General features: G+C 61.4%; 16 protein-coding genes. 8 read left to right on the top strand and 8 right to left on the bottom strand.

The window, feature by feature from the left end; translation table 11 throughout:
- The 3 genes from ACVIIV_RS20865 (at position 1) to ACVIIV_RS20855 (ending at position 2,320) form a co-directional block, all read left to right on the top strand.
- Positions 1-879 carry an ABC transporter permease gene (locus ACVIIV_RS20865; protein ID WP_025575681.1) on the top strand — a complete coding sequence of 293 codons (879 nt, stop codon included), beginning with the start codon at positions 1-3 and terminating at the stop codon, positions 877-879.
- A gap of 36 nt (positions 880-915) precedes the next feature.
- Positions 916-1,647, top strand: coding sequence for an aspartate/glutamate racemase family protein (locus ACVIIV_RS20860; protein ID WP_456745841.1), 732 nt, complete (start codon positions 916-918; stop codon positions 1,645-1,647).
- A 178-nt stretch (positions 1,648-1,825) separates the two neighbouring features.
- Complete coding sequence (locus ACVIIV_RS20855; protein ID WP_456745840.1) at positions 1,826-2,320, top strand: hypothetical protein; 495 nt, start codon at positions 1,826-1,828, stop codon at positions 2,318-2,320.
- Positions 2,321-2,500: 180 nt separating this feature from the next.
- On the opposite strand, the gene ACVIIV_RS20850 is transcribed toward ACVIIV_RS20855, so the two are convergent.
- Positions 2,501-2,875 carry a hypothetical protein gene (locus tag ACVIIV_RS20850; protein ID WP_456745839.1) on the bottom strand — a complete coding sequence of 125 codons (375 nt, stop codon included), beginning with the start codon at positions 2,873-2,875 and terminating at the stop codon, positions 2,501-2,503.
- Between the two features lie 103 nt (positions 2,876-2,978).
- Positions 2,979-3,299 carry a hypothetical protein gene (locus ACVIIV_RS20845; RefSeq protein ID WP_456745838.1) on the bottom strand — a complete coding sequence of 107 codons (321 nt, stop codon included), beginning with the start codon at positions 3,297-3,299 and terminating at the stop codon, positions 2,979-2,981.
- Positions 3,300-3,394: 95 nt separating this feature from the next.
- Between ACVIIV_RS20845 and ACVIIV_RS20840 the strand changes: the two genes are divergently transcribed.
- Positions 3,395-3,559 carry a hypothetical protein gene (locus tag ACVIIV_RS20840; RefSeq protein WP_456745837.1) on the top strand — a complete coding sequence of 55 codons (165 nt, stop codon included), beginning with the start codon at positions 3,395-3,397 and terminating at the stop codon, positions 3,557-3,559.
- Here the strand turns inward: ACVIIV_RS20840 and ACVIIV_RS20835 are convergent, their stop codons facing one another.
- Positions 3,560-4,090, bottom strand: coding sequence for a gamma carbonic anhydrase family protein (locus tag ACVIIV_RS20835; RefSeq protein ID WP_456745836.1), 531 nt, complete (start codon positions 4,088-4,090; stop codon positions 3,560-3,562).
- Positions 4,091-4,173: 83 nt separating this feature from the next.
- Positions 4,174-4,503: a DUF6949 family protein gene (locus ACVIIV_RS20830; protein ID WP_027576733.1), complete on the bottom strand. Its 330-nt coding sequence runs from the start codon at positions 4,501-4,503 to the stop codon at positions 4,174-4,176.
- A gap of 226 nt (positions 4,504-4,729) precedes the next feature.
- Here ACVIIV_RS20830 and ACVIIV_RS20825 point away from each other — a divergent pair, with 226 nt between their 5' ends.
- A complete protein-coding gene (locus tag ACVIIV_RS20825; RefSeq protein ID WP_456745835.1) occupies positions 4,730-5,437 on the top strand; it encodes a hypothetical protein in 708 nt (235 codons plus the stop codon).
- A 636-nt stretch (positions 5,438-6,073) separates the two neighbouring features.
- On the opposite strand, the gene ACVIIV_RS20820 is transcribed toward ACVIIV_RS20825, so the two are convergent.
- The gene (locus ACVIIV_RS20820; protein ID WP_007602550.1) at positions 6,074-6,292 is read right to left on the bottom strand and encodes a DUF3126 family protein; all 219 of its coding nucleotides are present in this window, start codon (positions 6,290-6,292) and stop codon (positions 6,074-6,076) included.
- A 131-nt stretch (positions 6,293-6,423) separates the two neighbouring features.
- Positions 6,424-7,248: a serine O-acetyltransferase gene (gene cysE, locus ACVIIV_RS20815; RefSeq protein ID WP_456745834.1), complete on the bottom strand. Its 825-nt coding sequence runs from the start codon at positions 7,246-7,248 to the stop codon at positions 6,424-6,426.
- Positions 7,249-7,534: 286 nt separating this feature from the next.
- Here cysE and ACVIIV_RS20810 point away from each other — a divergent pair, with 286 nt between their 5' ends.
- On the top strand, positions 7,535-8,893 hold the full coding sequence (locus ACVIIV_RS20810; RefSeq protein ID WP_456745833.1) for a hypothetical protein: 1,359 nt from the start codon (positions 7,535-7,537) through the stop codon (positions 8,891-8,893).
- Positions 8,894-9,185: 292 nt separating this feature from the next.
- Positions 9,186-9,434, top strand: a complete 249-nt coding sequence (locus ACVIIV_RS20805; RefSeq protein ID WP_456745832.1) for a hypothetical protein — start codon at positions 9,186-9,188, stop codon at positions 9,432-9,434.
- 722 nt (positions 9,435-10,156) lie between these two features.
- Here the strand turns inward: ACVIIV_RS20805 and ACVIIV_RS20800 are convergent.
- On the bottom strand, positions 10,157-11,383 hold the full coding sequence (locus tag ACVIIV_RS20800) for a hypothetical protein (protein WP_456745831.1): 1,227 nt from the start codon (positions 11,381-11,383) through the stop codon (positions 10,157-10,159).
- A gap of 555 nt (positions 11,384-11,938) precedes the next feature.
- Between ACVIIV_RS20800 and ACVIIV_RS20795 the strand changes: the two genes are divergently transcribed.
- A complete protein-coding gene (locus tag ACVIIV_RS20795) occupies positions 11,939-12,175 on the top strand; it encodes a hypothetical protein (protein ID WP_456745830.1) in 237 nt (78 codons plus the stop codon).
- 327 nt (positions 12,176-12,502) lie between these two features.
- Here the strand turns inward: ACVIIV_RS20795 and ACVIIV_RS20790 are convergent, their stop codons facing one another.
- A complete protein-coding gene (locus ACVIIV_RS20790) occupies positions 12,503-12,940 on the bottom strand; it encodes a YybH family protein (RefSeq protein WP_456745829.1) in 438 nt (145 codons plus the stop codon).
- Position 12,941 lies beyond the last annotated feature (1 nt).

Below are 12,941 nucleotides of genomic sequence, written 5' to 3'. Positions count from 1 at the left end.
ATGAAGGAAGGACGCCCGCGCTCTTTCTATGTGCTCGCGATCTTCTTCGCGGCCTATGTGCTGTTCCTCTACGGGCCGATGATCGCGATCTACGTGCTGTCGTTCCAGGGGCCGCAGGGCGGCCTCACTTTCCCGATGAACGGCGTGTCGACCTTCTGGATTGCAAAACTGTTCCAGGGCACCGGCATCGTCGATCTCGGCGCGGCCTTCCGCCGCTCGCTGCTGCTCGGCGTGATCGTGATGATCGTGACCGTCGTGCTGTCGGTCGCCGCCGGCATGGCCTTCCGCCGCAAGTTCAAGGCGCAAAGCATCCTGTTCTACTCGGCGATCGCGAGCCTGATCGTGCCCTCGATCATCACCTCGCTCGGCATCTCGCTCGAATTCCGCATCATCGACGACCTGATCAAGGCGCACTGGAACGAGAATTTCGAGACCTCAATGGGCCTGCTCACCTCCGGGCTCGGCGCGCACCTGACCTGGACGCTGCCGTTCGGACTGCTCATCATGTTCGCGATCTTCAACCGCTTCGACCCGCGGCTGGAAGAAGCCGCGCGCGATCTCGGGGCGACGCCGTGGCAGACCTTCCGTCACGTCGTGCTGCCGATCATCCTACCTTCCGTGATCGGCATCGGCCTGTTCGGCTTCACGCTGTCCTGGGACGAACTCGCACGCTCCAGCCAGGCCATCGGCGCGGTCAACACATTGCCGCTCGATCTCCAGGGCCTCACGACCACCGTGACCAATCCCGACATCTATGCGCTCGGCACCGTGATCTCGGCTGTGTCGTTCACGGTGATCACGCTTGCGCTCGGCACCATCCACGTGCTCAACAAGCGGCAGGCGGCCAAGGGTTCGGACGCCGGCAAAGGGCTTGTCTGAGAAGGGACTCGTCTGAGAAGGGACTTGTCTGGTCTGATGCGACTGCACGTCGTCAATCCCAACACCACCGCGTCGATGACGACAAAGATCGCCGCTGCGGCGCGCGCGGCCGCCTTCCCCGACACGGTGATCGACGCGCGTCAGCCGGCGATGGGCCCGGTCTCGATCGAGGGGTTTTACGATGAGGCTTTCGCGGTCCCCGGCATGCTCGGCTGCATCCGCGAGGCCGATCGCGACGGCGCGGATGCGCACATCATCGCCTGCTTCGACGACACCGGCTTAGATGCCGCGCGCGCCGCCGCCAAGGCGCCGGTGATCGGCATCGGCGAAGCCGGCTTTCACATCGCGAGCCTGATCTCCGCGCGCTTCGCCGTGGTGACCACGCTCGGTGTCTCCATCGTGCCGATCGAGCATAACTTGCGGAAATACGGACTGGCCGAGCGCTGCGCCAGCGTCCGCGCCGCCGAAGTGCCGGTGCTCGCACTCGAGGAGCGCAACACTGAGGCGCTCGGCAAAATCTCGGGGGAAATTACCGCCGCCATCCGTGACGACCGCGCGGAAGCCATCGTGCTCGGCTGCGCCGGCATGGCCGATCTTGCGAGCGAGCTCGCCGGCGCGCACGGCTTGCCCGTGGTCGACGGCGTCGCCGCCGCCGTGACACTTGCGGAATCGCTGGTGCGGCTGGGACTGAAGACGTCCCGCCTCGGCCCCTATGCCGCGCCGCGGCCGAAGAACTATTCGGGGCCGTTCTCACAGTTTCAGCCTTGATCCGGCCCCTTACGGGGCTCTCGGAAACCGCAAGGCCCGCTGATCACTGGTTTTTTGGCTCTCAGCCTCTTTTTGGTCCCATTCCTTGCCGAAACGTAACATTTTCGGGACGCCCCGGTGACCCTCTGGGTTGCCGGTCTTCGCCACTCACCAAGTTTCAATTTGGGTTTTGTCCGCGATGATCGATCTCGCCCAGGACACACCGTCCAACCCCCTCCTTCGCCTTGGCGCCCAGCCCATCGCACTGACTGCTGCAGCTCTCCTGCTCCTGATCGCGGGCGTGACTTCGATCGCGATCTGGCGTGCCTATACCGGCGCCGCCCCCGAGACCGACCGGGTGGTGGCCTCGCGGCAGCTCCAGGCCCGCACCGCCCAGGCGTCCGAGCAGCTGGTCGAGAAGACTAGGGGGCTCGAGGCGACCCAGCAGGAATCGATCGACCAGCTCCAGGTCGTGCAGGACCAGCTCCAGACGATGAAGCGGCTGATGGCGGCGCAACAGGCCGACACCAAGCGCCTGTCCGAGCAGGTGGCAGCCTTGAACGAATCCATCGATGGGCTGCGGCAGTCCTTTGCCAGTGCACGGGCGACCGAGGTCGAAACGCCGTCGGTTACCCGCAGGAAACCGGCGCGGCACCGCGTCAACGCCAGCGCACGCAAGCGCTCGCGCGGCTGAGCCGATCACGGCGCGGGAACTTTATTTTCGCCACTTGTGAACTGGATCACATTCGGCCGTATGATTCCGCGCGATGCTCGCCGTCACCGGATGGCGTGAGCCGATTTCAATATCCGGGGCTGGCAAGGTCGTTGACGGTATACTGCGTCAACGGCCTTGTTTTTTAACAGGCATTCCGCCTCACTCGCAGACGTCGACCCGACGGTACCGCCATCCCGACGGCGTCATGACGCGCTTCCGCGCGACGTAGCAGCCGCCGTAACCATCATTGTAGCCGGTACCATAATAATAGGGAACGCCGTAATAAGGGTACCCGTAACCATAGCCGTAATAGCCGCCGTAGTAGCCGGCGCCGGCAAGACCCGCCCCGATTGCGACCCCTGGCCAGAAGCCGCCACCATGCCAATGGCGGTGCCCCCAGCCGCCTCCGCCATGGAAGCCACCGCCGTGGAAGCCTCCACCATGTCCGAAACCGCCGCGTGCCTCAGCCACTTGTGGCGCCGACAGCGCGACCGCCGCCACAGTCAGCGCTGCCATCATCATCCTGCGTAACATCACTCGATCCTCCGCGTGGACACGCTCCACGCTTCAAAGCAGGACCAAGCTAACGTCAGTTGGGAATTCGTGACAGCCACGCTGTCTCACTTCCGCGCGAGCGTCAGCAGCCGCGGCAGATGCTCTTCATCTTCTTGTCGAGCTGCTTGTTCTCAGCGTTGACGGTGGCATCAGCCGCTCCGCCTGCGCCGGAGCCGGTGGTGACTCCGGAGCCCGGGCCGGATGATTGAGCCGTACCCAGGCTGTTGGTCCCGGGCGGCGGTGCGGGCGAGTTGCGAACACCACCGGTCGTCGATCCTACCGAGCCTCCGCTCGATCCGGCAGAGCCGCCGGTCGCTTGCGCGAACGATACGGCCGGCATCGCCGCGAGTGCGAGGATCGTGATCGAGGTCTTGATTGTGCCGGTTGCGAAAGGTCTGGCCATTGGAAATGCTCCTTTGCCGGTCAACCGCCGCGGCAAAGACCGGTTCCGGAACAAATGTCGTCACGTCAGCTTGAAAGCGAGGGAGGCACGTCACGATGACCGATCGCGATCCCTTTGCAGAGGGCGAACGCGCCGCGCGCGAAAGCATTCCGGCCGAGGCCAATCCTTACCTCAACGGCAGCGACGAGCACGCGCTTTGGGCCGCCGGCCACGAGAAGGTGGCAAGCGCGATCGAAGCGCGCGAATCCGAAGGCAGCTGATCAGCCGATCCGCTTCAAGCCCTGCTTGAAGCGCGGGCCGTTGGCGACATAAAACTTCGCCGCACTCCCCATCTTCTGCACCTGGGTGTCGTCGAGCGTGCGGATCACGCGCGCCGGCGAGCCGATGATCAGCGAGCGCTCGGGGAACTCCTTGCCCTCGGTGATGACGGAGCCGGCACCGACGATGCTGTTGCGGCCGATTCTGGCTCCGTTCATCACGATCGAGCCCATGCCGATCAGCGCGCCCTCCTCGATGCTGCAGCCGTGCAGGATGACGTTGTGGCCGACGGTGCAGTTCCTGCCGATGACAAGCGGAAAACCGAGATCGGTGTGGCAGGTCGAGCCGTCCTGCACATTGGCGCCCTCGCCGATCTCGATCCACTCATTGTCGCCGCGCAGCACCGCGCCGAACCAGACGCTCGCGCCCGGCTTCAGGCGCACGCGGCCGATCACGGTCGCGGTCTCCGCGATGAAATAATTGCCGTCGGCGGGAAGGTCGGGCGCCTGCCCGTCGAGCTCGTAGATCGCCATGGAGGTCTCCTGTCGCGTTGACCACTGGCATAACCAAACGGCAGCCTGGAGGCAAAGGGCCGGCCGCGCTCACAGCGCGGGTATCAGACCAGAAGGCCGGCGGCCCGCAGCGTCATCAGAAAGAAGGTGCCGCTCATCATGCTCCAGAACCCGGCGATGAGCGTCGCCATCATCACGAACTCGACCCGGCGGCTTTCCACCCGCATGCCGCGCAGCGTGTTGCGCATGATGATGAAGGGCGCGGCGAACACCAGGAACGGAACCGCTGCGAAGGTTTTCGGCGCCACGCCGTCCTGCAACAGGCCGAAGCCGGCGGGCCGCTGCGCGAGCGCCTGGTATCCGTTCACGAGCGCGCCCGCGAGCGCGAAACCGATGCAGATCGAGAAGAAGGTGTTGAGAGCTTCAGGTGTCATCGGAAGTGGTCCGCCCTTACGCAACGCCAGCTACCTTCCTGTGACAAAGAGTGCCGGTTAACGCTACATTATCCTTAAGGGAAGGTTAACGCGGCCGGCCGGTCCGCGCAGGGCCGTCCCCGTTCCCCGCAGCCGGGAACGCTCCGCGAAATCGCCGTCGCATGGCATATTCGCCGCTGATTCGTCGGCCATCGGCCAACCTCCGGCTCTCCTCAGCGCTTAGCTCATGACGGTGTTTTCGGCAGCTCCCCTCAGGTCCCCCCGCACGCGCACCCGGGCGCATGTCGTCCCGATCGTGCTCGGCGGCGTTGCTGCGGCCTGTGCCGTCGCGCTCGTCGCCTATTTGTTGTGGCCGACCTGGGGCAGCCGGGGCGCGAACGCCCCGGACAAGCTGCCGGTGAGCGTCGGCGGCACATTGTTCAACCTGCCGGTGACCGCGATCCGGATGAAGATCCAGCGGCACTCCGGGCCGCAGGAACGCATCGATCTCGACTTCCTCTATCCCTCGCTGGAGCCGCCCGGCGCGCCCAAGCATGTCACCGCCGAGACGGTGGAGGCAGCAGTGCAGTCGATCGACCGCATCTTCCTGTCGATCGCGGCCCATCACGATGCGCTCTCGCCCGAGCAGCGAGCAGCCACGATCTATCCGCGCTATCTCGATCAGGCCGCGGCGATGCCTGTGGACGGCCTGACGATGCGGATGTTCCGCACCGACACGCCTTACGGCAGCGAGGACCTCTATTCCGCTGCGAGTCCCGCGCTGACGGCGCGCTGCACCCGCGATGCAGCGACCCCGGGCATGTGCCTCTCGGAGCGCCGCGTCGGCGGCGCCGACCTCACCTTCCGCTTTCCGCGGAGCTGGCTGTCGCAGTGGCGCGACGTGGCCGAGGCGATGGAGAAGCTGACGGCGCAGCTGCGCGGGCCGAAGGGCTGAACAAAAGGTGGCCTGGGCCTTCCAAAAACAAAAACTTCGAAAACAACCCCATGCACAGTAGCCAAGCCTTTGGCACGGCTTCGCATTTTTAGAAGCGCAGTCCGACCGTCATGCCGTGGACGACTGATGCGCGTGCCGTGCGAAATTCAGCCGCCCCGGTTATTCGTATTTTTCGAAATTTACTTGAGGCGTCGGGCAAAACAGCGATAGAATGGCACAATGGAAAATTGCGAGATGCTCGTACGAGCCGAGCTCGCCGATGCAGAGGGCATCATCCTCGCCGACGCCACCGTGCGGCTGCGCATTCTTGCAAAGAGATCGAGTTAGGGGGCAGTAATGCTGATGCCCGTCATTGCGAGCGCAGCGAAGCAATCCAGAATCCCTCTGCGGAAAGATTCCTGGATTGCTTCGCTGCGCTCGCAATGACGGTGTTGAGAGAGCGCGCCTCAACGTTCGATGCGTGCCCCGGACGCAGTGCAGCGTCTCTTCGACGCTGCGCTGCTGAGCCGGGGCCTAGGTTGCGGAGATGCGCGTGTGGTTCTGGGTCCCGGCTCTGCACTGCAACGCTTAAGGGCGTTGCAGTGCGTCCGGGACACGGGAGAACACCGCGCTCGGCGAACGACGGCGTAACAGCGACTACTCCTGATCGACGAGATCGTCCTCGAGGATCGCCATCTGGAACTGGAACGAGCGATCGTCATCTTCGTCGTCGACGAACAGCACGCCGATGAACTCTTCGCCGATATAGACCTCGGCGGAATCGTCCTTTTTCGGCCGCGGCACGACGCGGATCTTGGGATTGCCGAATACGCGCTTCAGATACGCGTCGAGCTTTCTCACTTCCTTGACGTCCACGGCAAGTCTCCAATCGAAAATCTGGTTGGCGGGGTTTACGACGAGACGCGGCGAACCGCCAGCATGAATTGCCAAAGAAATTTGCGACGGAAAGGGCCGGAAAATCCGGTCCCGTTCCGGTCGAACGGAGATCAAAGCCCCATGGCGTTGATCATCTGATCCATGGTGCGCGACGGCTCGGCGCAGCCGGCTTCGCCGACGATCTTGGCGGGCACGCCTGCAACCGTGACGTTGTGCGGCACAGGCTTGACCACGACCGAGCCGGCGGCGATGCGGGCACAGTGACCGATCTCGATATTACCGAGGATCTTCGCCCCGGCGCCGATCAAGACGCCGTGACGGATCTTCGGATGACGATCCTCGTTCTCCTTGCCGGTGCCGCCGAGCGTGACGCCGTGCAGGATCGAGACGTCGTCTTCGATCACAGCCGTCTCACCGCAGACGAAACCGGTGGCGTGGTCGAGGAAGATGCCGCGGCCGATGCGCGCGGCGGGATTGATGTCGGTCTGGAACACCGCCGACGATCGGCTCTGAAGGTAGTACGCGAAATCCTTGCGACCCTTGAGATAGAGCCAGTGCGCGAGCCGATGGGTCTGGATGGCGTGAAAGCCCTTGAAGTAGAGCAAGGGATCGATGAAGCGCGAGGTCGCGGGATCGCGGTCGTAGACGGCAACGAGATCGGCGCGGAAGGCGTTGCCGATATCAGGGTCGTCGCGCAGCGCCTCAATATAAGCCTGGCGCACAAGATCACCCGACAGTGCGGAGTGATCGAGCCGGTCGGCGACGCGGTGGACCACCGCATCTTCCAGCCGGCCGTGATGCAGCACCGCCGAATAGATGAAGGTCGCAAGCTCCGGCTCGCGACGGACGATGTCCTCCGCTTCGCTGCGGATCCGGTCCCAGATCGGATCGAGCGATGCGAGCTTTCCTCCCGGATTGACCTGATGCACTGCCATGGATTTTCTCTTTGGGATTGCTCTCTCGAATGGGCGTCTTTTGCTGGCTGTATAGCACAGTCTAGGCGACAAAGTCCTGACGGGCTTGCCTGAGAGTGAACAGCACCTTGCCCCGCGGAGCATGCCAAGGCTTTGAAACACAACAGTTTCTTCTGACGCCCCAAGCGGCAAGGTCGGCTCAAAGTGGTCAGAGTTTTGCCAAATTCAAGCCGGGCGGCGTCAAACTATTGGTGAATTCACTGCCAACCGTTATTGCGGTCATGTCCGAACGGGGACGGGAGCAGATTTGAGCATCACCACCGAACAATTGCGCGCGCGCGCCGCGGGTACGTTTTGGCTGCGGCTGGCGGCGGTGGCCCTGCCCCTCCTGATGATCGCGCCGGCGTTCTGGAACGGCTATCCGCTGTTGCAATGGGATACCGGCGGCTATCTGGCGCGCTGGTACGAGGGCTATCTCGTCCCCAGCCGCTCCACTGTGTTCGGCCTCTATCTGCATTATGGCGAGAGTTTTGGCTTCTGGATCAACCTCGCCGCCCAGTCGCTGGCGACGCTGTGGCTACTGCAACTGACCTTGCGCGTGCTCGGATTGATGCAGACCTCCCGCTTCGTCGCGATCAGCCTCGGCCTGATGCTGTCGACCGCGCTGCCCTGGCTTGCGAGCATGCTGCTCACCGACATCTTTGCCGGGCTCTCGGTCCTGTCGCTGTTCCTGCTGGTCATTGGCGCCGGCAGGACATCAACGCTCGAAAAGATCTCGCTGTTCGTCTTCACCGCCTTTGCCGCGGCCACCCACAGCGCCACCCTCGGCGTGCTGCTCGGGCTGTGCGCCGCCGGCTGGATGGTGCGGCCGTCCGTGGGCAAACGGCTGCCGCTTGCCGGATTGGCGCAGGCGAGCCTCTCCATCGTTGCGGGCGGCCTGATGCTGGTGTCAGCGAATTATGCGTTGTCCGGCAAGTTGGCCTGGACGCCGGGCGGCTATGGCGTCGCCTTCGGCCGCATGATGCAGGACGGCATCGTTGCGCGCTATCTCAACGACCATTGCCCGCGCGAACGCTACAAGCTCTGCCCCTATCGCAACGAGCTGCCGTCGAGCGCCGACGAATTCCTGTGGGGCAAGAGCATGTTCAACACGCTCGGCCGCTTCGAAGGCATGAACGAGGAGATGGGCTACATTGTCGTGCATTCGCTCGCGGACTATCCGGCCTGGCAGGCCGGCGCGGCGTTGCGGGCGATGGGACAGCAATTGCTGCATGTGGCGACCGGCGAAGGCACCAACGGCTGGATCCCGCACACCCGCGGCATCATCGAGCGCTACGTCCCCGCGCAGGCCGCGCCGATGCGCGCGGCGCGGCAGCAGCACTGGGGTATCAATTTCGACTATGTCAACTGGCTGCATGTCCCCGTCGCCCTGGCCTCGATGCTGGCGCTGGTTTTGCTGCTCGCAGATGCGCTGGCGAAACGCCGGCTGGACGATCTGACACTGCTGGCGGCGACGGTGACGCTGGCCTTGCTCGGCAACGCCTTCATCTGCGGCGTGATCTCGGGTCCCCACGACCGCTATGGCGCGCGGATGGTGTGGGTTGGGACCTTCGTGGTGCTGATCGCCGTGGCGCGCCGTTTGGGCGAGGACAGCAAAGCGCGATGAGATTGGGGTGAAGAGTCATCGCGCTTGGTTTCGTCCGAGCAGCGATCGCTTTCGTCGAAAAGGAATAGCCAGAACTGACTTGGCGTTCAACAGCCTATCCACGTTGGCAAAGAACCAGAGTCCGATAACGGCACTTGGCGGACTCCAAGCGCTCTGGAGCGATCCGCTTGCACGTCTGCTCGTGACCCCACTGCGGACAGGCCGGGCGGTCGCTAGAATTTGAACTCTATTCCTCATGTGAGCGAAAGCGTGCTCAGCTATTGTGGATCTGAGGTAAATAGGACGCTCGGCCATGCCGAAGTGGCTTGTTGTGATTGTCGCCCTCCTTGCGGCTGCGGCCTACATCCCTCGGGTCCGCAACGGGGTAATTCACTGGCTTAAGGCCCATCCTGCGTTTATTGGTCCAGTTTTGATCGTGGTTGGAATAGCGACGGTTTTGTATCTGTTCATTGATCCTACCACTGTTCTATTCTTGGTAGCCGTGGCGGTCGTCTCCGGTCTAGCGGCATTATTTGACCCGAAAACGTATCCGAGCCGATGAGACCCTCGTATGAACGACAGCTGGCGGCCCTTGAAGCTTCGTACAGGGAGTTGCTTGTGTCGGCACTGCAGGGGTGCGCTAAGGGACAGTGGGGTCTCTTCGGCTCCTACGAACGAGTTGGCTTGCGCGAACCCGCACGGGAGGAGCTGCTTGAATTAGGCTCCAAAATCGAGCGCCTGCGCCACAAGTGCGGCCTTGAATCCTTCCAGCTACATGATCGGTTCCTGCAGACGGGCTCTCGCCTTTCAAACACTCCGGGTGAGCCGAAATTAGCTCAGCGGTGGTTGGACGAACTGGCGTAGTCACAGCAATGCGAGGGCACGATGCCAAACAATAACAAGAGGGCCTCAGCCATGCACTTGCGCCTTCGAAGAGCAACTGCACTGCCTCAGATTTCAGTCCGGCGAGTGCAATCAGAAGGAAATTCTCGGAACCTTCGGGCATCGTAAGTCAAGATTTGGACGCATCTCGCGACCAGCGCCGGCCCCGAAGAAGGTAAACGCGCACAGCGGACGCGATGAAATTGAGTAGGCGTTCGTACAATCGCCATAGGCGCGCCTTGGCGTCGGCCAAGTCTGGTATTGGCCCCTAGCTGACGTCCGTCGATGCTTAGTCAAAAGTCCGCAAGTGGCCCCGAGCGGACATGGCCGATGTACCCTGTCGGGTAAAGCGGAAATCGGCTAACAGTACGGCACTGCACGGACAAGCGCCGATTGCGACTGTTAATGTGGTCCCCAAGCCTTCGCGGCAGAGAGATAGTTCAGCTTAGGCGCCTGCTGCTCGACGGGATAGCTCGCGGGCTGCTGCCACCACCAGCCCTTGGGGTCCCACTGCGGATACGCGGTCTTGGCTTCGTAATTCTGCTTTGGCAATCCCCAGCTGCTATCGGGCCCAAAGCGCGTGATGCCGAAGGTCTTCTCCGGACCTTCTTCCCACGGACGTGCCTCATTTAGAAATATGCAAGCGCCCAACATCATGCCGTTGCTGCTGCCGGGTTTAGATGCCGCAATCTGCTGTGAAAGCCACTCCGCCTGCTGGGCCTCACCTCCAGTCTGCTCGATGCTCGAGCCCAGCTCGGTGAACATGACGGGTGGAACGGGAATGCCGTATCGCTCCCAGTAATTCGGCAAGCTGTTGGCCAGGTAGTCAGAGATGTCGGAGCCGGGGTTTTGCGGATTGGTCGCAAACACGATGCGCTCGTTCCAGAAGGTGGCCGGATCTTTGTTGCCTATTTTGCCGCGTTGAAGAAGGACGTCCCGTACCTTCTTGAGATAGCCTGCACCGGGCACACCGTCTGCCATGCCGAACGATGTGCACACCATGACTGGCAGGGCATTCTGATCCAAGATGTTGTTCTTAGCTTCCCATTCAGCGATCCACGTCATAACTGTAACCACGTGCGCCGGATTTCGATCGTACCACAATTCATATTCATTGAAAATCTTCCACATCCCGACGCCGGGAATAGGCGCCTTGTTGGGGGGCAAGGCTACGGAATAGACCTCGCCAATGATCTGCTCGACGTTGCTTCGGGCTTCGGCGATCCGATTTTGGCTGAGGAGCCACATCGTGTAGTTGCTGATTGGAACGGTCGCCTTCATGCCGAGATTGGCGCAGACACGCAAAAATGTAACGTGTTGCCGGAACGACATCAGCTTTCCGTCAACTATCTGCGAGACGGGCGCGGCCCAGTCATAGCAATGAACGAAATTCACACCTAATTGTTGACGAAAACGATAGAGGTCCTTTCGTCCGCGTTCGCCAGAGCCGTTGGGATTAAGGTAGCCCCACAACTCCTCGAAGATGTTGTTATAGAAGTCCGAATTCTCATAAAGCGAACCGGGCGGTTGCGTTTTCGTGTAATTGGTCGGACCCGGCATGTACGCAATGCCCTGAATGTTCGCGACGCCAAAGTGCTTGCAGCGCTCGATTGCAGTCATATTTGCCATAGACAATATCCTCGGACTGAGCGGCTCAACCAACGCGAGTAATTGAAACCTGCTCGGAATCTGGAGCAAAGTCACGAGCAATTGCTGCGATCGTGATGTTCTGAAGCTGCGAGTTGCTATAAAGTGACCAATTAGTTTACAGCTTGCCCGCAACACAGAGCCTTCTGTTGGTCAACAGCTGACATAGCGGCGTCACCTCTTTCGCCCATAGCTGACCTTGTCGCGCCAATCGCGGAGGCGAGAGTGCTATCACTTATCGGCTTCTTGGCGACGAATGTTCATCCTTCCGTCGCGCACATGTGGCGCCAGAGCGGTACGCTGCCGATCCTGCTGTGCATCCTCAGATACAAGAGGCCGCGAGATGTTTGATGGATACCTCCAACAGATCGACAGCAAGCTTGCGGAGCGAAGTTGGTTTTTGAACCCGGTTGTAGCCCATGGCGGATCAAACCAGCGATTGCCACTAACCGGGTCCAATTTTGGCCGCTACGATGTCGCCCGTTGAACCGGCGAGCTGGAGGTCGCCTTGCCTCTCGCTTCATCGACGGAGTATCGATGACCAACCTTTATTTTGAAGAACTGCAAATCGGAATCCGCAGCGCGGCCGGCCCTTATTCGCTCTCCAAGGAGGAGATTATCCGTTTCGCCAAACAATATGATCCGATACCCCGCCACATCGACGAGGAACTCGCGGCGCAATCGGTCTTTGGCGGATTGACGGCATCGGGTCGCATACGTTTGCGATCTACATCCTGCTCTCGGGTCAGCTTCAACCGCACTTCCAGGTCCTGATGGGATTGGGTTGGGATGAGTTAAAGCTGACGAACCCTGTACGCCCGGGTGACGCGCTTGATCTCGAAATGACGATTTTGGAGCTGCGCCCCTCGAAATCGAAACCTGACTGGGGAATAGTCCGCAACCGAAACCTGCTGCGCAATCAAAATCGCGAGACGGTGCTGCAGTGCATTTCCACCATTTTCGTTGCGCGGAGAGACGCGAATGCGCCTCCTCGGTAATGTCCGGTGTTGGCCCAACCCGGACATATCTTGCATCGGGACAAGTAGTCCTTGGCGTCCGGTGAGGCTGCCGCCTCACCGGACCCATTAAGCTTCGACCACTTTAGTTGAATGTTTGCAGCCTCAATTTGAGCGATCCATCGGCTTGGCGTTCGAATACGTGCATTGCCAAACCACCCAACGGAGATTGCTTGCCGTCCTTGTCCTTACCCGTGGCACTCCACTTCGCTGTGCCGAATACAATCTTATCGTCTCCGCCGGCGTCGATCATCTCCAACTTGTGACCCGTCACACCGTTCGCGAAGAGTCCGGCAAAGAAACTCTCGATCTCAGCCGGACCTGACGCCACCTGATGTGTGGGCGGCATCAATTTTGCCATCGCGACATAGGAAGCGCCAATGGCTTTCGCGTCGTGTTTGTTGAATGCGGCATCCCAAGCGGCGTAAGCCTTCTGCACGTCCCCTTTGGCGTCCGCGGCCAACGAAATTCCCGGCGGGCCAAACAGACAAATGACGAGTGCTGATATTTGAGCCAACTTCATA

This window comes from Bradyrhizobium sp. USDA 4354, assembly GCF_054060315.1.
The sequence above is the reverse complement of the archived record's forward strand: the minus strand, read 5'-3'. Positions and strand labels throughout refer to the sequence as shown.

Bases quoted from the DNA above. Each gene is read 5' to 3' on its own strand.
- ACVIIV_RS20825 (WP_456745835.1), top strand. From the start codon at position 4,730: ATGACGGTGTTTTCGGCAGCTCCCCTCAGGTCCCCCCGCACGCGCACC.
- ACVIIV_RS20790 (WP_456745829.1), bottom strand. From the start codon at position 12,940: ATGAAGTTGGCTCAAATATCAGCACTCGTCATTTGTCTGTTTGGCCCG.
- ACVIIV_RS20830 (WP_027576733.1), bottom strand. From the start codon at position 4,503: ATGACACCTGAAGCTCTCAACACCTTCTTCTCGATCTGCATCGGTTTC.
- ACVIIV_RS20845 (WP_456745838.1), bottom strand. From the start codon at position 3,299: ATGGCCAGACCTTTCGCAACCGGCACAATCAAGACCTCGATCACGATC.
- ACVIIV_RS20860 (WP_456745841.1), top strand. From the start codon at position 916: ATGCGACTGCACGTCGTCAATCCCAACACCACCGCGTCGATGACGACA.
- ACVIIV_RS20795 (WP_456745830.1), top strand. From the start codon at position 11,939: ATGACCAACCTTTATTTTGAAGAACTGCAAATCGGAATCCGCAGCGCG.
- ACVIIV_RS20805 (WP_456745832.1), top strand. From the start codon at position 9,186: ATGCCGAAGTGGCTTGTTGTGATTGTCGCCCTCCTTGCGGCTGCGGCC.
- ACVIIV_RS20865 (WP_025575681.1), top strand. From the start codon at position 1: ATGAAGGAAGGACGCCCGCGCTCTTTCTATGTGCTCGCGATCTTCTTC.
- ACVIIV_RS20855 (WP_456745840.1), top strand. From the start codon at position 1,826: ATGATCGATCTCGCCCAGGACACACCGTCCAACCCCCTCCTTCGCCTT.
- cysE (WP_456745834.1), bottom strand. From the start codon at position 7,248: ATGGCAGTGCATCAGGTCAATCCGGGAGGAAAGCTCGCATCGCTCGAT.
- ACVIIV_RS20835 (WP_456745836.1), bottom strand. From the start codon at position 4,090: ATGGCGATCTACGAGCTCGACGGGCAGGCGCCCGACCTTCCCGCCGAC.
- ACVIIV_RS20800 (WP_456745831.1), bottom strand. From the start codon at position 11,383: ATGGCAAATATGACTGCAATCGAGCGCTGCAAGCACTTTGGCGTCGCG.
- ACVIIV_RS20840 (WP_456745837.1), top strand. From the start codon at position 3,395: ATGACCGATCGCGATCCCTTTGCAGAGGGCGAACGCGCCGCGCGCGAA.
- ACVIIV_RS20850 (WP_456745839.1), bottom strand. From the start codon at position 2,875: ATGTTACGCAGGATGATGATGGCAGCGCTGACTGTGGCGGCGGTCGCG.